The organism is Streptomyces sp. NPDC051776 (genome assembly GCF_040681345.1).
Classification (GTDB): Bacteria; Actinomycetota; Actinomycetes; order Streptomycetales; family Streptomycetaceae; genus Streptomyces.
In genome coordinates this window covers 136,775-159,397 of the sequence record NZ_JBFAYQ010000012.1, presented here as the reverse complement: position 1 = coordinate 159,397, position 22,623 = coordinate 136,775, and the positions used below count along the sequence as shown (strand labels likewise).

21 protein-coding genes are annotated in these 22,623 nt (G+C 71.0%); 17 read left to right on the top strand and 4 right to left on the bottom strand.

The window, feature by feature from the left end; translation table 11 throughout:
- Nucleotides 1-2 precede the first annotated feature (2 nt).
- From AB0M26_RS12995 to AB0M26_RS12945, 11 genes are all read left to right on the top strand, one after another.
- Nucleotides 3-950 carry a type II secretion system F family protein gene (locus AB0M26_RS12995; protein ID WP_365259009.1) on the top strand — a complete coding sequence of 316 codons (948 nt, stop codon included), beginning with the start codon at nucleotides 3-5 and terminating at the stop codon, nucleotides 948-950.
- 13 nt (nucleotides 951-963) lie between these two features.
- Entirely contained in the window at nucleotides 964-1,848 is an 885-nt protein-coding gene (locus tag AB0M26_RS12990; RefSeq protein WP_365259006.1) for a DUF5936 domain-containing protein, read from the top strand.
- 21 nt (nucleotides 1,849-1,869) lie between these two features.
- On the top strand, nucleotides 1,870-3,786 hold the full coding sequence (locus AB0M26_RS12985; RefSeq protein WP_365259003.1) for an ATP-binding protein: 1,917 nt from the start codon (nucleotides 1,870-1,872) through the stop codon (nucleotides 3,784-3,786).
- A 50-nt stretch (nucleotides 3,787-3,836) separates the two neighbouring features.
- Nucleotides 3,837-4,670, top strand: coding sequence for a response regulator transcription factor (locus tag AB0M26_RS12980; protein ID WP_365259067.1), 834 nt, complete (start codon nucleotides 3,837-3,839; stop codon nucleotides 4,668-4,670).
- A gap of 132 nt (nucleotides 4,671-4,802) precedes the next feature.
- Complete coding sequence (locus AB0M26_RS12975) at nucleotides 4,803-4,988, top strand: hypothetical protein (RefSeq protein ID WP_365259000.1); 186 nt, start codon at nucleotides 4,803-4,805, stop codon at nucleotides 4,986-4,988.
- On the top strand, nucleotides 4,985-5,722 hold the full coding sequence (locus AB0M26_RS12970; protein ID WP_365259063.1) for a pilus assembly protein TadG-related protein: 738 nt from the start codon (nucleotides 4,985-4,987) through the stop codon (nucleotides 5,720-5,722). The genes AB0M26_RS12975 and AB0M26_RS12970 overlap by 4 nt, the downstream gene beginning before the upstream one ends.
- 32 nt (nucleotides 5,723-5,754) lie before the next feature.
- Complete coding sequence (locus AB0M26_RS12965) at nucleotides 5,755-6,363, top strand: hypothetical protein (RefSeq protein ID WP_365258998.1); 609 nt, start codon at nucleotides 5,755-5,757, stop codon at nucleotides 6,361-6,363.
- Between the two features lie 142 nt (nucleotides 6,364-6,505).
- Entirely contained in the window at nucleotides 6,506-7,174 is a 669-nt protein-coding gene (locus tag AB0M26_RS12960; RefSeq protein ID WP_365258995.1) for an OmpA family protein, read from the top strand.
- 138 nt (nucleotides 7,175-7,312) lie between these two features.
- Complete coding sequence (locus tag AB0M26_RS12955; protein WP_365258992.1) at nucleotides 7,313-8,326, top strand: hypothetical protein; 1,014 nt, start codon at nucleotides 7,313-7,315, stop codon at nucleotides 8,324-8,326.
- 523 nt (nucleotides 8,327-8,849) lie between these two features.
- The gene (locus tag AB0M26_RS12950; RefSeq protein ID WP_365258989.1) at nucleotides 8,850-9,227 is read left to right on the top strand and encodes a peptidase inhibitor family I36 protein; all 378 of its coding nucleotides are present in this window, start codon (nucleotides 8,850-8,852) and stop codon (nucleotides 9,225-9,227) included.
- A gap of 165 nt (nucleotides 9,228-9,392) precedes the next feature.
- A complete protein-coding gene (locus AB0M26_RS12945) occupies nucleotides 9,393-10,208 on the top strand; it encodes an NAD(P)H-binding protein (protein ID WP_365258986.1) in 816 nt (271 codons plus the stop codon).
- 104 nt (nucleotides 10,209-10,312) lie between these two features.
- On the opposite strand, the gene AB0M26_RS12940 is transcribed toward AB0M26_RS12945, so the two are convergent.
- Complete coding sequence (locus AB0M26_RS12940) at nucleotides 10,313-10,750, bottom strand: DUF192 domain-containing protein (protein ID WP_365258983.1); 438 nt, start codon at nucleotides 10,748-10,750, stop codon at nucleotides 10,313-10,315.
- A gap of 376 nt (nucleotides 10,751-11,126) precedes the next feature.
- Here AB0M26_RS12940 and AB0M26_RS12935 point away from each other — a divergent pair, with 376 nt between their 5' ends.
- Nucleotides 11,127-12,098, top strand: a complete 972-nt coding sequence (locus AB0M26_RS12935; RefSeq protein ID WP_365258980.1) for an A24 family peptidase — start codon at nucleotides 11,127-11,129, stop codon at nucleotides 12,096-12,098.
- Nucleotides 12,099-12,373: 275 nt separating this feature from the next.
- On the opposite strand, the gene mgrA is transcribed toward AB0M26_RS12935, so the two are convergent.
- A complete protein-coding gene (gene mgrA / locus AB0M26_RS12930; protein WP_365258977.1) occupies nucleotides 12,374-13,411 on the bottom strand; it encodes an L-glyceraldehyde 3-phosphate reductase in 1,038 nt (345 codons plus the stop codon).
- A gap of 122 nt (nucleotides 13,412-13,533) precedes the next feature.
- Here mgrA and AB0M26_RS12925 point away from each other — a divergent pair, with 122 nt between their 5' ends.
- From AB0M26_RS12925 to AB0M26_RS12910, 4 genes are all read left to right on the top strand, one after another.
- Nucleotides 13,534-14,295 (top strand): isoprenyl transferase, encoded by a 762-nt coding sequence (locus tag AB0M26_RS12925; protein WP_365258974.1) that lies wholly within the window; start codon nucleotides 13,534-13,536, stop codon nucleotides 14,293-14,295.
- A gap of 650 nt (nucleotides 14,296-14,945) precedes the next feature.
- On the top strand, nucleotides 14,946-16,283 hold the full coding sequence (locus AB0M26_RS12920; protein WP_365258971.1) for a PhoH family protein: 1,338 nt from the start codon (nucleotides 14,946-14,948) through the stop codon (nucleotides 16,281-16,283).
- Nucleotides 16,284-16,727: 444 nt separating this feature from the next.
- Entirely contained in the window at nucleotides 16,728-17,447 is a 720-nt protein-coding gene (locus tag AB0M26_RS12915) for a transglycosylase SLT domain-containing protein (protein WP_365258968.1), read from the top strand.
- Nucleotides 17,448-17,570: 123 nt separating this feature from the next.
- Complete coding sequence (locus AB0M26_RS12910) at nucleotides 17,571-19,001, top strand: AI-2E family transporter (RefSeq protein ID WP_365258965.1); 1,431 nt, start codon at nucleotides 17,571-17,573, stop codon at nucleotides 18,999-19,001.
- A 101-nt stretch (nucleotides 19,002-19,102) separates the two neighbouring features.
- On the opposite strand, the gene AB0M26_RS12905 is transcribed toward AB0M26_RS12910, so the two are convergent.
- Nucleotides 19,103-19,636 (bottom strand): alkyl hydroperoxide reductase, encoded by a 534-nt coding sequence (locus tag AB0M26_RS12905; RefSeq protein ID WP_365258964.1) that lies wholly within the window; start codon nucleotides 19,634-19,636, stop codon nucleotides 19,103-19,105.
- A 2-nt stretch (nucleotides 19,637-19,638) separates the two neighbouring features.
- Nucleotides 19,639-20,193 (bottom strand): peroxiredoxin, encoded by a 555-nt coding sequence (locus AB0M26_RS12900; protein WP_365258961.1) that lies wholly within the window; start codon nucleotides 20,191-20,193, stop codon nucleotides 19,639-19,641.
- 508 nt (nucleotides 20,194-20,701) lie between these two features.
- Here AB0M26_RS12900 and AB0M26_RS12895 point away from each other — a divergent pair.
- On the top strand, nucleotides 20,702-22,618 hold the full coding sequence (locus AB0M26_RS12895) for an APC family permease (protein WP_365259060.1): 1,917 nt from the start codon (nucleotides 20,702-20,704) through the stop codon (nucleotides 22,616-22,618).
- The last annotated feature ends 5 nt before the right edge of the window (nucleotides 22,619-22,623 follow it).

Sequence of the window (22,623 nt, the reverse complement as noted above, 5' to 3'; positions counted from 1 at the left end):
CCATGGACACCTTCGACGGCTCCCTGCCGATGCTGACGCTCGGCGTCACCCTGCTGTGCGGGGCGCTCGCGGTGGCGGGATTGCACGCGTACGCCTCCGGCCGGTCGCAGCGCCAGGCCCTGGTCGACCGGCTCTCTCAGACCGGCCCTGCCCCGGACCTGCCGCACCGCCGCTTCGCCGGGCTGGACCGGAGGCTGCGGCGTACGCGGTGGGGCCGGCGGCTCGAACTGCGCCTGGCGGCCACCGGACTCGACCTCACCCCCGGCGAGTTCGTCGTGTTCACGGTCGCCGGGGCAGCCGGGATGTGGCTGATCGCGGGCTCCTTCCTCGCCGCCTTCTTCGGCCCGGTGGCCGCCCTCATCGGACTCTGGGCGGCGTTCGCCTTCCTCAATTGGCAGCGTGGCAAGCGGATCGAGAAGTTCATCAATCAGCTCCCGGAACTCGCCCGTGTGCTGGCCAACGCCACCCAGGCTGGGCTCGCCCTGCGTACCGCCCTCGCCATGGCGGCCGAGGAGCTCGACGACCCCGCGGGATCCGAACTCGCCAGGGTGGCCGACCGGCTGGCGCTCGGCCACTCCATCGAGGAGGCCCTCGACGAGCTGGCCGAAAGACTGCCGTCGCGCGAACTCGTCGTCCTCGTCACCACGCTCGTCCTCTCCAACCGCGCCGGAGGCACGGTCGTCGCGTCCCTGCGGAACCTCACACGGACCCTGGAGGAGCGCAAGGAGACCCGCCGGGAGATCCGCACCCAGCTCTCCCAGGTGACCGTGACCGCGTACACCGTCCCCGCGCTCGGCGTCGGCGCGCTGCTGCTGCTCGACCGCGTGATGCCGGGCGCCCTGGACCGTATGACCGGCTCGCTCCTCGGACAGGCGGCCGTGATCGTGGCCATCGGCCTGTACGGGGTGGGCTTCTTCCTGGTCCGCCGTCTGTCGAAGATCGACATCTGAGGGGGCCACGGACATGGGACTGCTGCTCGCTCTGCTCACCGGCCTCGCCGTCGCCGGGATCGCCCACGGCATCGCGCTCTTCCGCCGCGACACCAAGCTCCCCGGCGACCTCGCCCTCGCGCTCGAAGTCGGCGCGACCCGCACCGGCGCCGTCGGGTCGCTCATCGACCGCCTCGGCATGCGCTATGCGCCCGCGGTGCTGCGGATGATGGGCCCGCAGCGCGCCGGGAGGGTCCGGCGCCGTATCGACCTCGCGGGCAACCCCGGAGGACTGACCCTCAACCGGTACGCCGCCCGCCGCGCGGTCTACGGATTCCTCGGCTTCTTCGGGGCGTTCGTTCTGATCCTGCGGGGCCGGCCAGTCCTTGCGGCCCTGCTCGTGGCGTTCGGCTTCCTGTGGGTGGAGGTCGGCATCTGGGCGGCCGTCCAGCAGCGCAAGGCCGCCATCGAGCGCACCCTTCCGGACTTTCTCGACGTCCTCGCCGTCGTCGTCAGCGCCGGCCTCGGCTTCCGGCAGGCGCTGGACCGGGTCGCGGAGAAGTACGAGGGTCCATGGGCCGACGAACTGCGCATCACGCTGCGCCAGATGGACATGGGCGTGAGCCGCCGCCAGGCGTTCGGGGAGCTGCGCCGCCGCAACGACTCCGAGCAGGTGGCCATGTTCGTCACGGCCCTCCAGCAGGGCGAGGAACTCGGTGCGCCGATCGTCGACACGCTCATCCAGATCGCCGCGGACATGCGGAGGGCCGATGCGCAGAACGCCCGGCGGCGGGCGGCGCGCGCGGTGCCGAAGGCGACCTTGACCATCACCACGTTCATGCTCCCGGGCACCCTGCTGCTGCTCGTGGCGGGCTTCGTGTTCGGGGCGGACGTGGACTTCGGATCGATTGCGGGCTGACGGGGGCGAGGGGAGGGACGTATGGCCAGGGAGTGGGGCTCGGGAGGGCGGCCGGGGGTGACGGGACGGTCCGGACTACCGGGCCCGGCGGTGCTGCCGGGTGTCCGCATGACGCCGGGGCATCCGGGCGCGACGGTGACGTATGGGCCCTCGTACGGGTCGTCGTACGGGCCCTCGTATGACCCCTCGTACGGGTCGTCGTACGGGCCTTCGTCCGCGCCGGGGGCGGGCCTGCTGGGGCGGCCGAACCTGCCCGAACTGCCCGGCCTTCCCGGCCTTCCCGGCCTTCCCGGCCTTCCCGGCCTTCCGGGCCTGCCGGGTCTGAACCGGCTGCGCGGCGGCCAACGTCCGCACGGCCGTCCTGCCGGGGAGCGGCGGCCGTGGGACGCCCGGCGCTGGGGGTTCGGGCGGCGCGGCCTCGTCCAGGGCGGGGCCGCGGACGTCGCCCCGGCGGCGGACGGGGCGCGTGACGAGCCGACGCTGAAGATCCGGCTCAACGCCCTTCAGGCGCTGTGCCGTCAGGTCTTCGGCTTCAGGCTGGCGATGATCGCTCTGGCGGCGCCGATCGCGCTCGGCCGCACCGAACCCGGCCCCTCGACCTGGCTGGTCGGGTCGGCGGTCGTGGTCACCTTCATGGTCTCGTACGTGCTCTTCCGAGACTGGGAGCGGTTCGGGCCGATGCTGCTGCGGCACCCGTCCCTTCTCGCCGCCGACATGCTCTTCGGCGCACTGCTGCTGGTCACCGCGACGCCCGAGTCCACCCTCGCCTTCGTCACCATCTGCACCCCCCTCCTGGCGGGACTCGTCTACGGAGGGACAGGCGCGGGGTTCTTCGCGGGACTGCAGATCCTCATCCTCGTGGGCGTCTACGCCGCCGACCCCGATCTGGAGGCCGCGGGCCCGGGGTTCCTGCTGCTGCCCGGCTTCTGCGTCGTCGCCGGGGCGGTGGGGGTCTCCCTGCGCAACCTGATGTTCCGCTTCGGCGCGGCGACGCACGCGCTCACCGAGGCCCGCGCCCGCCTGGCGGTCGCGGAAGCGATCGCGGAGGAACGGGCGCGGCTGGCCCGGGAGATGCACGACTCCGTCGCCAAGACCCTGCACGGACTGGCCCTCGCCGCGGACGGCCTCGCGGCATCCGCGGACCGCGCCGAAGCCGCACAGCGGGCGGCCGGGACGGAGCCCTGGACCGGGCCGGTTGACACGGTGCGCACGGAACCGAGGGACGGCGAGGGGCGCCGGGAGGACGGGGAACGGCGTCGGGACGTCGGTGAAACGCACGGGATCGAGGGGGAACGGAGCGGCAGTGACGCGCGGCGCGACGGCGGCGTTGGCGGGGCCCACCGTGACAGCGGCACCGTCCACCCGGGCGCATGGGCGGACATGGCGACCGTACGCCGCCAGGCCGGACTCGTCGCGCGCTCGGCGCGCCGGGCCGCCGCGGAGACCCGGGAGCTGCTCTCGGACCTGCGGCGGGAGTCGGGTCTCGACGGCTCCGGCGTCCAGGTCACGGACGAACTCCCCGCTCGTGTGGCGGACTTCTCGCGCCGAACGGGACTGCCCGCGGTCTTCGAACGCATCGGTACCGCACCGGTCCCGTCCGTCCCCCACGCCGTGGCCCGGCAGCTCCTGACCATCGTGTCCGAGGCGCTGGACAACGCCCATCTCCATGCCGGGGCCACCCACGTCAGCGTCGAGGCGGGCATCGCCGACGGCACGCTGCGGGTCAGCGTCGTCGACGACGGCCGCGGACTGCCCGCGGGCACGAACCTCGGGCAGCTCCGCAGGGCCGGGCACTTCGGCCTGGTGGGCATGGTCGAACGTGCGGCCGCCATCGGGGCCCGCATCCGCATCGGCACCGGGCCCAGGACCTCCGGCACCGAGGTTCGGCTCGAACTGCCCGTTACCGCATTGCTGTTGCGGAGAGGACGGGCCCGATGAAGCGGGAGGGCCCCGTGAACCCGGCGAGCCCGGGAGACCCGCTGCGGCCGATGGCCCCCCGCGCCCCGGTCAGCCCCCGGGACCAGGTGGCCCCCCGCGCCCCGGTCAGCCCCCGGGACCAGGTTCTGCGCGTGGTCGTCGCGGACGACAACCCGGTCGTCCGGGCCGGGCTCACCGCGCTCCTCGGGGGCCGGGACGACATCGACGTCGTCGCGGAGGCGGCGGACGGCGAGCAGGCCCTGCAGGCGGCCCGGGAGAAGCGCCCGGACGTGGTGCTGCTCGACGTCCGCATGCCCGGCGTCGACGGCCTCACCGCCCTGCCGCACCTCGTCCGCTACGCGCCGGTCCTCATGCTCACCTACAGCCGCGAGAGCGAGACCGTCCAGGAGGCGATGCGTCTGGGCGCGGGCGGCTATCTCGTCCACGGCGAGTTCAGCGCCGATGAACTCGCCGAAGCCGTACGGGACATCAGGGCGGGCCGTGCCCATCTGACGTCGACTGCCGTCGACGCACTGGTCGCGCATGTACGAGCAGTCCCGCCCGTCCCGCCCGCACCGAACGCCATGCTCGACGCGGGCACACCCGTGGCCAGTGCACGGCCCGTACCTCCGGCGGAAATTCACCCAACGTCTTCGCAAACGCAATCCGCTGTGGGACAGTCGAGAAATGAACGGGGCCGTGCCCGGAAGGAGTTCGGGCTCAGCCGGCGGGAGGGGGAGGTCATGGACCTGATCGCGTCCGGTATGACGAATCAGCAGATCGCCGCCGCCTGCTTCATCAGCGAGAAGACCGTGAAGAACCACATCAACCGGATCTTCGCGAAGCTGGGCTCGGGCAGCCGCAGTGAAGCCATACTGACGTGGTTGAGCGAGGGGCGGTCATGAGGCGGCGGCGGACATCACGGTGGGCCCGACTCGGACTTTGGGCCCGGAATTGGGCCTCGGGGCCCACTGCGCAGCGGGCCGCCCAGGCGTACGTTCCGGGTATCGACTCGGCCGACCCGGGAGAGGAACCCGATGTTCTGGAAGAACACCGCCGTCAGGGCGATGACCGTCCGTTCCGACCGGGGGCAGACGGCGTTCGAGTACCTGGGCATCATTCTGGTGGTCGTCGTGATCATCGGCGCGATCGTGGGCACCGATATCGGCGGCAACATCACGGACAAGATCATCGAGCAGATCGACAAGATCAAGGCGGGCTGACCGCCGTACGCCGCTCAGGCGACCGAGGGCAGGCGTTCCCCATCTACGTCACAGTGGTGGGGGCCCTGCTCTTTCTCGCGTTCGCATTCTTTGCAGTCGGGCAGGCGTCGGCGACGCGCAACGGGGCGCAGACGGCGGCGGACGCGGCCTCACTCGCCTGGGCCCAGGACGTGCGGGACGAGCTGCGAACAGGGCTGCTCGACGCCGTGGAGAACGGGGAGCCCTGGGAGGACTGGCTGAACGGCGAAGGCCCCTTCGGCGCGGCGGACTGTCCGGGCGCCCATGACTTCGCGGACCGCAACAGAGCCGATGTCACCTCCTGCGGCGCCGACGTGGGGCTGCGGCCCGAATTCACCGTCGAGGTCCGCACCGAATACCCCGTGGGCCGGTCCGTGATCCCCGGCACCGAGAGCAAGTACGGCACGGCCAAGGCCACCGCGGTCATCGAACCGCGCTGCCGTCTCGTCACCGATGACGATCCCGGCGACGACACGGGTGACGGTCCCGGCGGCGGCTCCGGTGACGTCGCGGGCGCCGGAAGCGGCGGTGGGGGCGGCAGCGGCGGTGGGGGCGGCAGCGGTGAGGACACCGGCGGCGACGGCGGTCACGGCCACGGGGACGCGCCACGGGCCGCATTCACCTGTGACGGCAGGGACTGGACCCTCGACCCCGGTGACGACGGCGGTCTCCTGCCCAGCGCGTCCGACCTGTTCTCCGTGCACCTGACCGACTGAGCCGCGAGCGACGACCGAAGGAAGCAGCACAGATGAGGACCCGACACTTCAGGGTGGCCCGCAGGGAAGCGGCCGCGGCGGCCGTCGCCGCCGTACTGGCATGCACGGCCGTCGGCTGCGGTGGCGGTGGAGAGGACGCGGGCGACGGACGCGCCCGGGCCGCCTCGTCCTCCCCCGACCGCGGCAAGGGCGAGGGCGGCCGGGAGAAGACCCCGCGGAACGAAGTGCCGGACGCCGACGAGACGCTGGCCGTCATCAAGGGGTCCGACGACCTGGTCCTCACCGTCCACTCCGCCCGGCGGGACTCCGGCGGCTTCGTCACCGTCAACGCCGAGGTCAAGAACGAAGGAAACGAGTCGTTCTACGGCGTCAGCGCCTGGCGCGGCTACGAGCAGGAGATCGTCCGCAGCAGCGGCCGTTCCGTGGGAGGCGCGATGCTCGTCGACCAGAAGGGCAAGAAGCGGTACTACGTGCTGCGGGACACCGAGGGGCGCTGCCTGTGCACGACCGGGCTGACCAAGGTCGAGGCGGGCAAGTCGCTTGCCGTCTTCATGCAGTTCCCGGCGCCGCCGGAGTCCACCACCGAGGTGGACTTCCAGATGCCGACCTTCCCCAGCGCCCCGATCAAGATCTCGGGGTGAGCGGCCGATGACTCCCAACGAGCCGCGTCCCGCGCACCGTTGCGCCGCCCAGTCTGCGGGCCCACAGCGAACACACCGCAACGATGCGCATTCCGGGGGCCGTTCGGACCGCGAACGCACCACGACGGCGTCCCCCGGGGCCATGCACAAGGGTCAGTCCGCGCGCCCGGTGCGCCTTCCGCGCGTCGTCGTCCACGTCGTTGCCGGTGCGGTGCTCGTCACGGGATGCTTCCTGGGCGTGCCCGGCTTCCCGGCCACCGTCGCGTACGCCGACGACGAGCCCAACGTGCCGCCGGGCAGCATCACCAAACCGGCAGCGCCCGTGGAGATCGACGGGAACGACCCCGACCTGAAGATGGTCGACGGCGGAACCCTGGCCCCCGCCAAGGTCCTCGACATCAAATCCGTCGTCGAGGACCTCGGCGGCGAGGAGCGCCGCGAGGACACCAACTCCGACGTCAAGTTCGCGCTCCAGGCCGAAGTGCTCTTCGGCAAGGACAGCGCGAAACTCGGCGACGAGGCCCACCGGCGCATCGAGACCATCGCCGAGGAGATCAAGGCACAGGACTCGGACAAGGTGCGCATCTTCGGGTTCACCGACAACCTCGGGTCCTCGGCCCATGGCGATGTCCTGTCCAAGCGGCGCGCCAACGCCGTCCACAAGGAGCTCGCCAGGAGCCTGGGCGCCGGAATCGCCTTCGAGATCCGCGGCTACGGTGAGCAGTACCCGATCGCGGACAACAGCACCGAAGAAGGTCGCAAGAAGAACCGGCGCGTCGAGGTCTCGTTCCCTCGCGGCAACGGGGGATAGGCCCCCCACCACCCCGCCCTCTGAGGTCCGAGGGTCACAACCGCCCCCCTCTCCTCTCTAATGGGAGCCAAGCCGACGGGGGAGTCGGAAGACGGCTGATCCGGTCCAGCAGGACCGGACGGGCAGGGGGTGGCCACGGTGCGGGCTGCGAGGTTCGTTTCCACGGTGGCGCTGTCGATGTGCATGGCAGCCACGGTGGCCGGTTGCGCGGACGGCGCGGACCGGAAGGATGCGGGGGAGTCGCGGCGCGTACCGCGGTCCGCCACTGCCCAGGACGATCTGCTGAGGGGCGCCGAATCCGCGCTCGTACGGCGCTGCCTGACGGGGCGAAAGGTGGCTCCGCCCACGCCTCCCGCCGACGACGGGGATGCCACGGGGGCCGGAACCGGAAGCCGGGCCGGAACCGGAAGTGGGCGCGGGAGCCGCGCGGCGCAGCATCCGCAATCCGCACCGCAGCGCCAATTCCCGTACGGGATCGACGACCCTGCCTGGGCCGCTGAGCACGGCTTCGGGAGCGCGGCGGGGACCGGACGCCCGGCCCGCGGGGGCGGAACGGGTGACGCACGGCGGACCCAGCGGGCCGGGTCGGCCCCGCGGGGACAACAGTCCGGGAAGAAGGCGGTAGCGGAGCAACGGCGGCTGTCCGACGCGCTGTTCGGCACCGGGCGGCGCGAACTGTCCACCCGGACGGCCACCGGATACGTCGTCAGGGCCAACAGCGACGGTTGTCTCGCCGAAGCGCAGCGCGACCTCTACGGCGACCAGGCCCGCTGGTTCCGCACCGAGGTCGCCGTCAACAACCTCGAAGCCGCGGCCCACCAGCGCGTGACCCGGGATCCCGCGTACCGTGCCGCGCTCGCCCGCTGGGCGCGCTGTATCGCCCCGGTGCGGGAGGTCGAGGACCCGGGGGAGCTGCGCAGCGCGTGGCAGCGCCGCGCCCGTGATCTCGGACCCCGTGAGGCCACCGGACTGCAGCGGCGGTACGCCGTGGCCGAGGCACGGTGCGTACGGAGCACGGACCTCGCCCGCACCGGCGCCCGGTTGGAGAAGCGCCACGCGGCCGAAGTACGCGCCGAGTTCGCGGAGGAGATCGCCGACCACCGGCGGATGCGCGAGCGCGGGCTGCGCGTCGCGGTCCGGGCCGGTTTCTGAGGCGCCTCCCCCGGCCGCCCCTGCCGCCGATCGGGACGTACGGCGATGACCGCGCTCACCGCCGCGCCTGCCGCCCCGGCCGGCGCGGCGGGGGACCCGCGCCACGGCCGGTGGCACCGGGGCCGCCGCCCCGGTCGGCGCGGCACCCCTGAGGTGGAGTCTCCGGCCGCCGTTCCTGCGCCGGCCCGGCCGACGCCTCATCACGTCAGAGCCGGACCTGTCCTGTCCGCGGCCCGCACCACTTCCACAAGCTCCCGGAGCCCTACCGGCCGACGGCCGGCGGACCACCGGGTCAGCGAGTGCGTCCCTTCCGGGGCCACTCGGTCTCACTCACCGAATCACCGAATCAACGCACCACCGAATCACTGAAAACACCGAACACCGAACACCGAATCAACCGCATCACTGAAATCCCGGAAATCGCCGGAATTACCGGAATAGCCGATGACGTGGAGTCCGCGGACTTCGCCGAGTCCGAATACCTCACCGATTCCCGGCGGTTCTCATCGAAAGGATCGACATCATGCGCAAGACCTTCATCACCGCGGCCGGCCTGGTCCTCGCCGCCGGCGCTGCCCTTGCCGCCGTACCGAGCACGGCCCAGGCCGCCGCCCCCTGCTCCTCCGGCAGCTTCTGCGCCTTCACCGACGCCAACTTCGGCGGCCTGGCCGTGGGCTGGACCGGCGACGACGGCTGGTGGGAGGGCAACATCGCCGACCAGGACAGCTCGTGGGCCAACCACGGCGTCTCGGGCCCGGGCGTCAAGGACCACGTCAAGGTCTACGCCAGCGCCTGGCAGGGCGGCGGCGTCACCATCTGCCTGACTCCCGGACAGGAGGTCGGCTACAACGCGACCGCCAACGACAGGGGCGACTCCCACACCTGGACCTCCAGCTGCTGACGCACTGAGCGGTCTGCTCACCACCCGGGTGTCACACCTGGGTGGTGAGCCTCGTCCACATCGGATGACATGCGTACGTAGCGGCCGGGCCGGCCGAGAGCGGCCCCCGGCCCGTGGACGGAGCGGCGTCGGCGCGCGACGACGACCCGCCAGGAGGTGTGAAACGTGGACGGACCGATTCTCGTGACCGGCGGAACCGGCACGCTCGGCCGCCCCGTTGTCCGTCGGTTCCTCGACGACGGCCGGACCGTACGGGTGCTGAGCCGACGGCCGCGACCGGCCGACGACACCACCCCGTACGAGTGGGCCATGGGCGACATGCGCACCGGTGCCGGGATCGACAGGGCCGTGGCTGGCGCGGACACGATCGTGCACTGCGCGACCGTGGGGCGGCGGGGCGATGTGGAGGGCACGCGCCTGCTGGTCGATGCCGTGCGCAGACAGGGCGGCAGCCCGCACCTCGTCTACATCTCGATCGTCGGCATCGACCGGATCCCGTACCCCTACTACCGGGCCAAGCTGGAGACGGAGCGGCTGATCGAGGTGTCGGGTCTGCCATGGACGGTGCTCCGTACGACCCAGTTCCACGACCTGATCGCCATGATCACGGAGGCGCAGCGGCGCTTGCCGGTCACGCTGTCGCTGTCGGGTGTCCGCTTCCAGCCGGTCGAGGTACGCGAGGTGGCCGATCGTCTCGTCGAACTCGCCGCGGGGGAACCGGCCGGCCGCGTCCCCGACATGGGCGGCCCCGAGGTCCGTACGCACACCGATCTGGCGCGCAGTTGTCTCGTCTCGCTGGGGCGGCGCCGCAGGGTCGTGCCGCTGTGGCTGCCCGGCAGTGCGCTGAACGCCGTACGCCGCGGAGAGAACCTGACACCGGACCATGCCGTCGGCCGCGGCACGTTCGAGGACTTCCTCGCGGCCCGCGCGGGCGGGGCGCGGGCGCCGGGCACGGACCCGTCCCCACGCACACGCCGCTAGGCACCGGCAGGCAGAGGGCCACCGAACGCGACCGCGGCCAGGGCGCGGAGGGCGGAGCGCGCCCCGGCCAGCACCCGCCGTGCCAGGGCGGTCGGCGGGAGCGGCTACGACTCGGGAGGCGAAGCCGCGGGGACGATCTCGACGCGCGTCCCCGCCCGCAGCCCCCAGCGCTCCATCGCTCCCGCCTCCGCCTCGAGCACGTGCCGGGAGCGCAGCCGCGGAAGCCCGAGCCGGCGGGGCGGCATGGTCCGTACGGCGAGAACGCGCAGGCGCCGGTCGAGATACGCCACATCGATCGCGAACCGCATCCGGAACGTGTGCACGCTCGTCGCGGGGCTGAGGAGGATCGCCCCCTCCAGGCCATCCCGCCCGAGCAGCCCGCGCGTACGGGCCCGGTAGGAGGCGGCGATCTCCAGCGGAATCCCGCCCGGGTCTCCCGTCCCAGTCGCCGCCCCCGCGTCCGCCGCCTCCACCGCCGAGTCCCCCGACCGGCTCCCCGCCGCCCCGTCCGCGATACGAAGCAGGGCTACGCCGTCGTGCATGCACACTCCCCAGACCCCCCTCATGCACCATGCGGCCACGCACCTGGCCCCTCCGCGACGAGCCTTCTACGTGCGGCGAGGGCGGGCAAGACGGCCGACCCCATTGGCCGGGCACTGAACCCCGGGACCAACTCGTCCGGGCACGGGCGGGGTTGCGCGCGTCGTCCAGACCTCGTCCGGGCACGGGCGGGGTTGCGCCGTCGTCCAGACCTCGTCCGGGCACGGGCGGGGTTGCGCCGTCGTCCAGACCTCGTCCGGGCCGCCGTCGCCGGCCCGCGCGGACGCCGTCCGCAACGAGCACGGGACCACACCCGCAGCCGGGCCCGTCGGGGACCGGGCCGGTGACCGCGGCGACCACAGTCCGTAGGGTCGGGGGGTGCACCTGCTGCTGATAGCCCTTGCCGCCGCGTACGGCTCCGTCTGCGGACTGCTCGTTCCCCGGGCCGTGTTCCGCCTGGCCGTGGAGCCCGAGGAACGATGGCGCGCCCGGTGTCCGGCCGGGCATGAGATCACCGGCCCCGCACGCGGCTGGCTGGGCCCGGCCCGGTGCCGGGAGTGCGCGGGAGATGTCCTTCCCGCCGAGGTAGCCACGGCCGGGGCAACCCTGCCGGCCGAGGTGGGGCCCTCGGCCCCCGGAGAGAAGGAGCCACCGCCCTCCGACGCGGGTGGCCCCGGTGCCAGTGCCCTCGGTGCAGTGCCCCTCGACCCCAGTGCCCCCGGTGCTGAGGCTCCCCACGCCAGTGCCGCCGGCGAGGCCCCTGCCGCGGCCGACAACCCATGGCCTCCGCGACCCGGTGGCCGCTACGGACCGGCCGGCGCCCTGACCGCCGCGGCGGCGTCCCTCGTGTGCGGCGGGCTCGCCGCCACCACGGGTGCGCGTCCCGAACTCGCGTTGTGGCTGCTGCTCGTACCGTTCCTCGGCGTCCTCACGCTCGTCGACCTCGCCGTGCACCGGCTGCCCGACGTCCTCACCCTGCCCCTCCCCGCGGCGGCCATCGCCCTGCTCGGCGCGGCCGCGCTGCTGCCCGGGAACGCGGGCTCCTGGACGGGCGCCGTGTTGGGCGGACTCGGACTGGGCGCCGCGTACCTGGTGCTGTTCCTGATCCATCCCCGCGGCATGGGATTCGGGGACGTCAAGCTGGCGCTCACGCTGGGGGTCGCCCTCGGGTGGTACGGCTGGCCGCTGCTGTTCGCGGGTGCGTTCGCCGGTTTTCTCTTCGGGGCGCTCTACGGCGCTGGGCTGCTGCTGACCCGGCGTGCGAGCCGGAAAACCGCTCTGCCCTTCGGTCCCTTCATGATTGCCGGGACGCTGCTCGGTCTGATGCTCGGTGGACTCGGCGCGGCCTGACAGGACCGCACCGCCGAACTGATCGGACACATGAGCGGTAACGGCGGTCCGGGCGTCAGCACACGCCGATTCCGTCACCCCCGCAGATGCCGGGTCCACCCCGGCCCAGCGGTTATGGTGGGGGTCCCCCCCCTCGGGCCGGTCCGTCATCCCCCCCACGGACCGGCCCGTTTTCGTGCCCGCCTGAGTCCCGGGACGGATCTGCCTGAACGGAGCGGCGCGGGCCGGCGGCCCCCAGCCGCTGCCCGCGCCGGTGCCCCGACGGCGGCCGGTGTTCAGCTCCGGCCGGCCCAGATGTTCACGCCCTCCGTCGTCCGCGCCAGTTCGTCGATGTCCGTCAGCTCGTCGGAAGTGAGCGGAGGCGCGTCGAGGGCGGCGACGTTGGCCTCGAGCTGGGCCACGCTGGAGGCGCCTATGAGGGCGGAGGTCATCCGGTCGTCGCGCAGCACCCAGTTGAGCGCCAGCTGGGCCAGCGACTGACCGCGACGCCGCGCGATGTCGTTGAGGCCGCGCAGCCGCCGTACGACCTCGTCGGTCAGCAGCCCCGGGTCGAGCGACTTGCCCTGCGAGGCCCGCGAACCCTCGGGGATCCCCTGCAGGTATTTGTCCGTCAGCAATCCCTGGGCGAGCGGGGCGAAGGCTATGCACCCCATGCCCTCGGCCTCCAGTGTGTCGAGCAGCCGGTCGTCCTCGGTCCAGCGGTTGATCATGGAGTACGAGGGCTGGTGGATGAGCGGGCGCACCCCCATACCGCGCAGCAGCCGCGCCGCTTCCGCGGTCTGCTCGGAGGTGTAGGAGGAGACGCCGGCGTACAGCGCCTTGCCCTGCTGGACGGCGGAGGCCAGCGCGCCCATCGTCTCCTCGAGCGGAGTCTCCGGGTCGAAGCGGTGCGAGTAGAAGATGTCCACGTAGTCGACGCCCATCCGCTTCAGCGAGGCGTCGAGCGAGGACAGCAGGTACTTGCGCGAGCCCCACTCGCCGTACGGGCCTGGGTGCATCTCGTAGCCCGCCTTGGTGGAAAGGATGAGTTCGTCCCGGTGCGGGCGGAAGTCCTGGGCGAAGAGCTTGCCGAAGTTGAGCTCCGCCGAGCCCGGCGGGGGCCCGTAGTTGTTCGCCAGGTCGAAATGCGTGATGCCGAGGTCGAAGGCACGGCGCAGGATCGACCGCTGTGACGTGAGGCTCCGGTCGTCGCCGAAGTTGTGCCACAGGCCCAGCGAGACGGCGGGCAACTTGAGGCCGCTGCGGCCCGAGCGGCGGTACGCCATCGAGCCGTAGCGCTCGTCGGCGGCGCAGTAGGGAAAGGTGTCTGTCACAGCTTCTTCCCTATCACGCGACGCTGACGTACCCCCTGGCTCCCGGGTTGGGTCGGCGCCTGGAGAGCGCAGTAGGGTGCAAGACTTGGGGGCCGTTTTGTACGGAGGGGCTGGAGAAGGCGATGAACCTGCGCGACCTGGTGTACAAGCTTTACGCACGCCGGGTGGAGGGCCGCCTCGACCATGCCCAGGTCCCCAAGCACATCGGCGTGATCCTGGACGGCAACCGGCGCTGGGCCAGGGCTGCGGGCGGCACCACCGAGCAGGGGCACCAGGCGGGAGCGGAGAAGATCCGCGAGCTGCTGGGCTGGTGCGCCGAGACCGATGTCGAGGTGGTAACGCTCTGGCTGCTGTCGACGGACAACCTCGACCGGCCCGAGGAGGAGCTCGTACCGCTGCTCGGCATCATCGAGGACGCGGTGCGCGACCTCGCGGCGGACGGCCGCTGGCGCGTCCACCACGTCGGGACCCTGGACCTGCTGCCGGGCCGGACGCAGGCCGTCCTCAAGGAGGCCGAGCAGAGGACGGTCGGCATCGACGGAATACTCGTGAACGTGGCCGTCGGCTACGGAGGCCGCCAGGAGATCGCCCACGCGGTGCGGTCGATCCTGCTCGAGCACGCGCGCAAGGGCACGTCCTTCGAGGAGCTCGCGGAGATCGTCGACATCGATCTCATCGCCGAACACCTCTACACCCGGGGCCAGCCGGACCCGGACCTGGTGATCCGCACCAGCGGAGAGCAGCGGCTCTCCGGCTTCATGCTCTGGCAGAGCGCCCACTCCGAGTACTACTTCTGCGAGGTCTTCTGGCCCGCGTTCCGCAAGGTGGACTTCCTGCGCGCGCTGCGGGACTACGCGGCGCGGCACCGGCGGTACGGAGCCTGACCCCTCGCCGCGGAGGCCGCTCCGCGCCGGGGTCCACCGCGCCCGGCAAGCCTTGGCGGGGCCCAGGTGCGCCGGTTCCACGTCCGGCCGTCCCGCCGGCCGGGCACTCGCCTCGCCGGACGGGCTCTCTGCCCGACCGGCCACGCCACCCGCGGGCGACCGCTCCACCCCACCCGCGGGCGACCGCTCCACGCGCACGCCCCGGGGCGACCGCCGTGTGCGGCCGACCCGAGCGACCACCCCGCCCGGCGGGCATCACCTTCGATTCGGGGCGGGGGTGATCTTGATGGGTAGCTCCAATGGCGCAGTTCGGAATGTTTGATATGCCCCGCTTTCTTCCCCGGAATCAAGCGCCTCGGAGCGTCCGGCGTTGCGAAAAGTTCACATACGGGCCGTCATATGCCGTGGCATGGCGGCCTACGTTCGAGGGAATATCCCTTTCAAGTCGATGCCCGGTCCACGGGCGTCCGGCAGACCAGCGGGTGGCATGGGGTCGCCCGCCCGGGAGGCCCTTTGCACACGGACGACCGCGCGTTTGTCGCGGACAACGCCGAGGGCCGGTGCACGGCCCGCGCATCGCGGCCCGAGCCCGGTCCATTCCCCGGCGACGCCGTCGCGCCCCGACCTCATGCGAGGGGGTTCGTCCACCCGTGGTGACCAGCACAAAGCGCCGCACGCACGACCGGCGCACCTACGTCATCGACACCAGCGTTCTGCTGGCCGACCCAATGGCCATGGCCCGATTCGACGAGCACGAAGTGGTGCTTCCCGTCGTCGTGGTCACGGAGCTGGAGGCCAAGCGGCACCACCCGGAGCTCGGGTACTTCGCACGGCAGGCGCTGCGCCTGCTCGACGATTACCGCATCCGGTACGGGCGGCTCGACGCGCCGATCCCGATCGGGGAGCTGGGTGGCACGCTGAGGGTCGAGCTGAACCACTCCGACCCCGCCGTTCTTCCGGCCTCGTTCCTGAACGAGCGCGGACGCCTGGGTGACAACGACACCCGGATCCTCGCCGTGGCCAGGAACCTCCAGGCCGAGGGGTACGACGTCACGGTCGTCTCCAAGGACCTCCCGCTGCGCATCAAGGCGTCGTCCGTCGGGCTGCTCGCCGAGGAGTATCGCGCCGAGCTCGCCATCACCGACTCCGGCTGGACCGGAATGTCGGAACTGGCCATCACGGCCGAGCAGGTGGACGAGCTCTTCGCCTCCGAGGTCGTGCACGTGCCCGAGGTGGGGGATCTGCCTGTGCACACCGGTCTGGTGCTGCAGTCCGAGCGCGGCAAGGCGCTCGGACGGGTCACGGCCGACGGCGGTATCCGTCTCGTCCGCGGCGACCGCGAGGCGTTCGGCATCCACGGCCGGTCCGCGGAGCAGCGGATCGCGCTGGATCTGCTGCTGGACCAGGACGTCGGCATCGTCTCGATGGGCGGCCGGGCCGGTACCGGCAAGTCGGCACTCGCGCTCTGCGCCGGCCTGGAGGCCGTACTGGAGCGCCGTCAGCACCAGAAGGTGATGGTCTTCCGTCCGCTGTACGCGGTGGGCGGGCAGGAGTTGGGCTATCTGCCCGGCACCGAGGCCGAGAAGATGAGCCCTTGGGCGCAGGCCGTCTTCGACACGCTCTCCGCGGTGACGACGCGCGACGTCATAGAGGAGGTCGTGGGCCGGGGCATGCTCGAGGTGCTGCCCCTCACGCACATCCGCGGCCGTTCGCTGCACGACGCGTTCGTGATCGTCGACGAGGCGCAGTCGCTCGAACGCAATGTGCTGTTGACCGTATTGTCCCGTATTGGTGCCAACTCGCGGGTAGTTCTGACCCATGACGTCGCGCAGCGCGACAACCTCAGGGTCGGGCGCTACGACGGAGTGGTCGCGGTGGTCGAGAAGCTGAAGGGGCACCCGCTGTTCGCGCACGTCACGCTCAACCGCTCGGAGCGTTCGCCGATCGCCGCGCTCGTGACCGAAATGCTCGAGGAGACCCGCATTTAGACCGGGACGGCAGGGAGCGCGCAATGAGTGCAACCGAATCCCACTAGATCCTGATCTGGGGCCACTTGGCGCCGCGCAGTTAAGCACAAGAGCTTAGCTGTGCGGCGCTGTGCTGTGCGGGGTTTTCCATAAAACCCGTGGTCCAAACCGGGTGTGAGCTTTCCCACCCAACGCGGAATTGCCTCCGGACGCGGGCGTCGGGCAGGGTGTGGGTCCTGTCAGGCCCCGCATACGGCACACCAGCACCCCCAGCGGTGTTGCACCACACAACTCAACACGCGTTCGCCGTATGCCGCCCGAGCACCACGCGGAACTCCCATGGGAGTTCGCACCGGGTCAGTGCCTCCCGTGGCCAGTCGGTCCCACCTGTAAGACCGGGTCCGGAACAAGGGGAGGCCAGCGCCAGGGGCACGATTGCGTCCGCGAGGTCACCTGAAGCGGGCGATGCTGGAAGGAAACCGTGTGAGCCGGATCTCGGTCCGGGGATTCGCGGTGGCGTCCGCCACCGCGGTCACCACAGTCGGCGCCGTCGTCGGCGTCGCCTCGGGCAGCACCCAGGGCGGGGCGGCTGAGGCCGCCGAGCCGACCGCTGCCGACGCGACGCTCCTCGCGGACATTTCCGCTGGGAACCAGACGCAGGCGCAGACCGCGTCGCTGACGGAGCAGGCGGACGCGCAGTCCACCGCTGCCGACGCGGCGGCGAAGAAGGCCGCCGAGGAAGCCGCGCGCAAGCAGGCGGCCAAGGACGCGGCGGAGAAGAAGGCGGCGGCGGCGAAGAAGGCCGCCGAGGAGAAGGCCGCGAAGGAGCGTGCGGAGTCGCTGAAGGCGGCCCGTTCGGCATCGCGCACCGACTTCCCGCAGCAGGCCTCGTACACCATCGCCGAGGTCCAGAGCATGGCCCGGCAGATGATGCCGTCCGACCAGTTCCAGTGCTTCAGCAACATCGTGGACCACGAGTCCGGCTGGAACTACCAGGCGAGCAACCCCTCCTCGGGCGCGTACGGTCTCGTCCAGGCGCTGCCGGGCTCCAAGATGGCCTCGGCGGGTGCCGACTGGAAGACCAACCCCGCGACTCAGATCAAGTGGGGCCTGAACTACATGAACAGCCGCTACGACAGCCCGTGCGGCGCATGGGAGTTCTGGCAGGCCAACCACTGGTACTGACCAGGAGCGGCATCGCGTAGACCGGAGCCCCTGGCCCATCGACGGGTCGGGGGCTCCGTCGTGTCCTCCCCACGGGGTACCGTCATGCGGTATGACGCCGGGGACTGGGGGTTGAGGGAAGAGATGTCCGCATTGCCGCAGAGGCTGGGCGAGTGGGGCTCGCGTCTGGGTCGCGCCGTGAGGCGCATGGACGAGCGCCGCGCCGCCGCGGCGGCGTCGGCCGAGCAGGACGACTACGGGAAGGTATCCGGTTCCCCGACGGGGGAGGGTGCCCCGGATCCCGGAGAGGATGCGGACGCGCCGCGCGCCGCGGACCACGTACCGGCCCCGCCCGCGTACGCACCCGCCGTCGCCGCGAAACCCGATCCCGCCGCCGCCGTCCCCTGGGGTGTGCGGGTGGCTGCCGAGGCCGGCTGGCGGCTGCTGGTCCTCGCGGGCACGCTCTGGGTGCTCATGCGCGTCATCAGCGCCGTCCAGCTCGTGGTGCTGGCGTTCGTCGCCGCGCTGCTCATCACCGCGCTGCTGCAGCCCACCGTGGCCCGGCTGCGCAAGGTGGGGCTGCCGCGCGGGCTGGCCACCGCCCTCACCTTCATCACCGGCTTCGTGATCATGGGCCTGGTGGGCTGGTTCGTGGCCTGGCAGGTCATGGAGAACGTCGACACCCTGGCCAAGCGCGTCCAGGACGGTATCGACGAGTTGCAGGCATGGCTCCTGAAGAGCCCGTTCCATGTCACCGAGGACCAGATCAGCGAGATCGCCAACAGCCTTCGGGACGCGATCGGTTCCAACACGGAAGAGCTGACATCAGCCGGACTCGAAGGGGTCACGGTGATCCTCGAGGGACTGTCCGGGATCCTGTTGGCGATGTTCAGCACGCTCTTCCTGCTCTACGACGGGCGCAGGATCTGGGAGTGGGCGCTGAAGCTCGTACCGAGCGCGGCCAGGCCCGGGGTTGCCGGCGCGGGCCCGCGCGCCTGGCGGACGCTCACCGCCTATGTGCGGGGCACGGTCCTGGTGGCGCTGATCGACGCCATTTTCATCGGGCTCGGGCTCTACGTCCTGGACGTTCCCATGGCCGTGCCGCTGGCCGTGTTCATTTTCCTCTTCGCGTTCGTCCCGCTGGTGGGCGCGGTGGTCTCGGGCGCCCTGGCGGTGATCGTCGCCCTGGTCACCCAGGGGGTGTTCACCGCGCTGATGGCCCTGATCGTGGTGCTCGCGGTGCAGCAGATCGAGGGGCATGTGCTGCAGCCGTTCATCCTGGGCCGCGCGGTACGGGTGCATCCGCTCGCCGTGGTGCTGTCGGTGGCCGCGGGCAGCCTGGTGGCCGGTATCGGCGGAGCGGTGGTCGCCGTGCCGCTGGTCGCCGTCACGAACACCGTCGTCGGCTATCTGCGGACGTACTCCCGTGAACAGGCGCTGCGCGCCGCCGTGGTCCCGCAGCCGGCCGGCGGGGTCGATCCGGCGGGGACACCCACCGACGAGCCCGCCGAACAGGCCCCGTCTGCCCCGTCGGCGGCCTCGCCCACGACGGCGCAGCCCGGAGCCACCGCGTAGGTGCCGTGGCCGGCGCAGACGCCGAAGAGCCCCGCGGACGTGTGGCCCGCGGGGCTCCGCCCATGTGAGACGGCGCTGTCGCGGCGCCGGACGGCCCGCCGTTATCCGGCCAGCGCGGCCTCGGCGTCCACCGTCGTGGCCACGGCCTGGATCACGGAGGCGATCTTGAGGGCCTCCTGGATCGTCTCGCGGTCCACGCCCGCCTTACGGAGCACCTGCTCGTGCGAGTCCAGGCACTGGCCGCAGCCGTTGATGGCCGAGACAGCGAGCGACCACAACTCGAAGTCGGTCTTCTCGACGCCCGGATTGCCGATGACGTTCATCCGCAGCCCCGCGCGCAACGTGCCGTACTGCGGGTCCGACAGCAGGTGCCGGGTCCGGTAGAAGACGTTGTTCATCGCCATGATCGCGGCGGCGGACTTGGCGGCGGTGTACGCCTCGGCCGAGAGGTTGGCCTTCGCCTCCGGCTCCAGCTCCTTCAGCACGCGCGGCGAGCGCGCGGCGATGGCGCAGGCGAGCACCGTGCCCCACAGCTGCTGCTGAGGCAGCTCGGAGTTGCCGATCACCGAACCGAGGTTCAGCCTCAGGTCCTTGGCGTAGTCCGGTATCGCGGACTTCAGGTCAGCCAGTGACATGGTCACTCACCGGCCAGCAGCTTGACCGGGTCGAGGGTGTCCTCGCCCTTGCTCCAGTTGCAGGGGCAGAGCTCGTCGGTCTGCAGCGCGTCGAGCACCCGCAGGACCTCCTTGGGGTTACGGCCGACGGAGCCGGCGGTCACCATCGTGAACTGGATCTCATTGTTGGGGTCCACGACGAAGACCGCCCGCTGCGCGAAGCCGTCCTCGCCCTCGACGCCGCAGTCGCGCATCAGCTCGTGCTTGGAGTCCGCGAGCATCGGGAAGGGCAGATCGCGCAGGTCGTCGTGATCCTTGCGCCAGGCGTGGTGGACGAACTCCGAGTCACCGGAGACACCGAGGATCTGCGCGTCGCGGTCGGCGAACTCCTCGTTCAGCTTGCCGAACGCGGCGATTTCGGTGGGACAGACGAAGGTGAAGTCCTTGGGCCAGAAGAAGACGACTGACCAACCCTTATCACGGTCCTTGCTGGAGAAGGTCTTGAACTCCATGGCGCCCGCCGGGCCTGTGACGCCGGTCAGTTCGTACGTGGGGAACTTGTCACCAATGGTGAGCATGGTCTTGCTGACTCCAAGATCGTTGGATCGGTGGCACCAACATGTCACAACGGAACTGATCGCAGAAATCGCGGCATCGGTCGGCGTTGATCGAAGTTGGCTATCAGTGCAGTGGCGTGGCTGGCGACGTAGATCGTTCATCCACAGCGTCGGCATTTCCGCTGCGTCCAGCGGACACCGGCCAACCGGGCCTTACCGTGCTGGACGACGCGGCGATGGTCGTGCTCTCCGAACTCCTCACGAACGATGTGCAACACGCGCGCGTGATGGACGACAGATCGAGACTCGGTTTTTGTCTGCGGGCGCCCGGGGTGCTGATCGAAGTTCACGATGCGACCGGGACGCAGCCCGCGTGCCAAGAATGCGTCAAGATCGTCGTTGGGGGCGTGAAGAGGGCGCAAAGATTCGGGTGGCCGAAGGGCGTGAGCGTTCACTGCCGGTTGTGTCCATACCGTTCAAGCGGCTGATCGTGGGCCGCCCGCTCAGTAGCGATCGTCTGGGTGAGCAGATGCTGCCCAAGCGGATCGCGTTGCCGATCTTCGCGAGTGACCCCCTGTCCTCGGTGGCGTACGCGACGCAGGAAATCTTGCTGGTGCTCACATTGGGTGGCCTGGCGTATCTGCACCTGGCGCCGTGGGTGGCCGCTGCCGTGGTGGTGCTGCTGGCGGTGGTGGTGCTGTCCTACCGGCAGGTGGTACAGGCTTACCCGTCCGGGGGCGGCTCGTACGAGGTGGCTTCCCGGAATCTGGGGCCGTCGGCGGGCCTGGTGGTAGCCGCGGCCCTGATGGTGGACTACGTGATGACCGTGGCGGTGTCGGTGGCCGCCGGGGTGGACAACATCATCTCCGCCGCCCCGGTGCTGAATCCCCACCGGGTTCTGATCAATCTGGGCTTCGTGGCGCTGCTGACGGCGATGAACCTGCGCGGGGTGCGCGAGTCGGGTCGGCTGTTCGCGGTGCCGACCTATCTGTTCATTGCCGGAGTGCTGGTGATGATCCTCGTCGGCATGCTGCAAACGGCCTTCGGTCACACGCCGGTGGCCGAGAGCGCCGGCTGGCGGGTCGAGCCGGAACCCGGCCAAATCGGGTTGACCAGCATGGCGTTGGTACTGCTGGCGCTGCGGGCGTTCAGCTCCGGGTGCACGGCGCTGACCGGGGCGGAGGCGATCTCCAATGGGGTGCCGGCCTTCCGGCCTCCGAAACCGCAGAACGCGGCGAAGACAATGGCGATGATGGGCGCACTGTCGATCATCATGTTCGCTGGGATCACGGCGCTGGCGCTGATCGCTGATGTCCGTTACGTGGAGGATGCCTGCCACCTGGTGGGGTTCCCCGGCAACTGCGCCACCGACGCGCAGCGGACGGTAATTGCCCAGATCGCTGCGGCGGTGTTCGGGGGGAGCGACTCGGTGATGTTCTTCTACATCCAAACCGCTACCGCGCTGATCCTCATTTTGGCTGCCAATACCGCCTTCAACGGCTTCCCGTTGCTGGGCTCGATCCTGGCACAGCACCGCTACCTTCCCCGGCAGCTGCACACCCGCGGGGACCGGCTGGCCTTCTCCAACGGCATCCTGCTGCTGGCCGTGGTCGCCAGCGCGTTGATCTACGCCTTCGACGGATCGGTGACTCGGCTGATCCAGCTCTACATCCTGGGCGTGTTCACCTCCTTCACCCTCTCGCAGGCAGGCATGGTGCGGCACTGGAACCGCCAACTCGCGAACGTGGTCGATCTGCGGGAGCGTCGCCGTATCCACCGGGCGCGGGCGATCAACGCCAGCGGTGCTTGCCTGACGGCGCTCGTGCTGGTCGTCGTCCTTGTCACGAAGTTCTCGCATGGTGCCTACCTGGTGGTCATCGCCATGCCGGTGCTGTACGCGATGATGCGCGCGGTGCGCCGTCACTACGACCAGGTGGCCCGCCAGCTGAGCCCGCAGCCGGGCGGAGTGGTGCTGCCCAGCCGCGTCCATGCGGTTGTGCTGGTCTCCCAGCTGCACCGCCCCACCCTGCGGGCGTTGGGCTACGCCAAGGCCACCGGACCGGACACGCTCACCGCGCTCACCGTCAAGATCACACCGGAAGAGGAGGAGGCACTGCGCGCCGAGTGGGCCGAGCGGGAGATCCCGGTTCCCCTGACTGTGATGGACTCCCCCTACCGCGACATCACCGGTTCCGTGCTGGACTACATCGCCCGCCTCCACCATGAGCACCCCAACGATCTGATCGCCGTCTACATCCCCGAGTACGTGGTCGGCCATTGGTGGGAGCATCTTCTGCACAACCAGTCCGCGCTGCGGCTCAAGGCGCGCCTGCTGTTCCAGCGCGGGGTGATGGTCACCAGCGTGCCCTGGCAGCTGGACTCCACCGACGGTAGGCACGCCCAGCCGCCGAAGCCGGAGCGAGGCAGCTCCTCCACGGTCGACTAGCGTTT

Bases quoted from the DNA above. Each gene is read 5' to 3' on its own strand.
- AB0M26_RS12995 (WP_365259009.1), top strand. From the start codon at position 3: ATGGACACCTTCGACGGCTCCCTGCCGATGCTGACGCTCGGCGTCACC.
- AB0M26_RS12990 (WP_365259006.1), top strand. From the start codon at position 964: ATGGGACTGCTGCTCGCTCTGCTCACCGGCCTCGCCGTCGCCGGGATC.
- AB0M26_RS12985 (WP_365259003.1), top strand. From the start codon at position 1,870: ATGGCCAGGGAGTGGGGCTCGGGAGGGCGGCCGGGGGTGACGGGACGG.
- AB0M26_RS12980 (WP_365259067.1), top strand. From the start codon at position 3,837: ATGGCCCCCCGCGCCCCGGTCAGCCCCCGGGACCAGGTGGCCCCCCGC.
- AB0M26_RS12975 (WP_365259000.1), top strand. From the start codon at position 4,803: ATGTTCTGGAAGAACACCGCCGTCAGGGCGATGACCGTCCGTTCCGAC.
- AB0M26_RS12965 (WP_365258998.1), top strand. From the start codon at position 5,755: ATGAGGACCCGACACTTCAGGGTGGCCCGCAGGGAAGCGGCCGCGGCG.
- AB0M26_RS12960 (WP_365258995.1), top strand. From the start codon at position 6,506: ATGCACAAGGGTCAGTCCGCGCGCCCGGTGCGCCTTCCGCGCGTCGTC.
- AB0M26_RS12950 (WP_365258989.1), top strand. From the start codon at position 8,850: ATGCGCAAGACCTTCATCACCGCGGCCGGCCTGGTCCTCGCCGCCGGC.
- AB0M26_RS12940 (WP_365258983.1), bottom strand. From the start codon at position 10,750: ATGCACGACGGCGTAGCCCTGCTTCGTATCGCGGACGGGGCGGCGGGG.
- AB0M26_RS12925 (WP_365258974.1), top strand. From the start codon at position 13,534: ATGAACCTGCGCGACCTGGTGTACAAGCTTTACGCACGCCGGGTGGAG.
- AB0M26_RS12915 (WP_365258968.1), top strand. From the start codon at position 16,728: ATGCTGGAAGGAAACCGTGTGAGCCGGATCTCGGTCCGGGGATTCGCG.
- AB0M26_RS12910 (WP_365258965.1), top strand. From the start codon at position 17,571: ATGTCCGCATTGCCGCAGAGGCTGGGCGAGTGGGGCTCGCGTCTGGGT.
- AB0M26_RS12905 (WP_365258964.1), bottom strand. From the start codon at position 19,636: ATGTCACTGGCTGACCTGAAGTCCGCGATACCGGACTACGCCAAGGAC.
- AB0M26_RS12900 (WP_365258961.1), bottom strand. From the start codon at position 20,193: ATGCTCACCATTGGTGACAAGTTCCCCACGTACGAACTGACCGGCGTC.
- AB0M26_RS12895 (WP_365259060.1), top strand. From the start codon at position 20,702: ATGCTGCCCAAGCGGATCGCGTTGCCGATCTTCGCGAGTGACCCCCTG.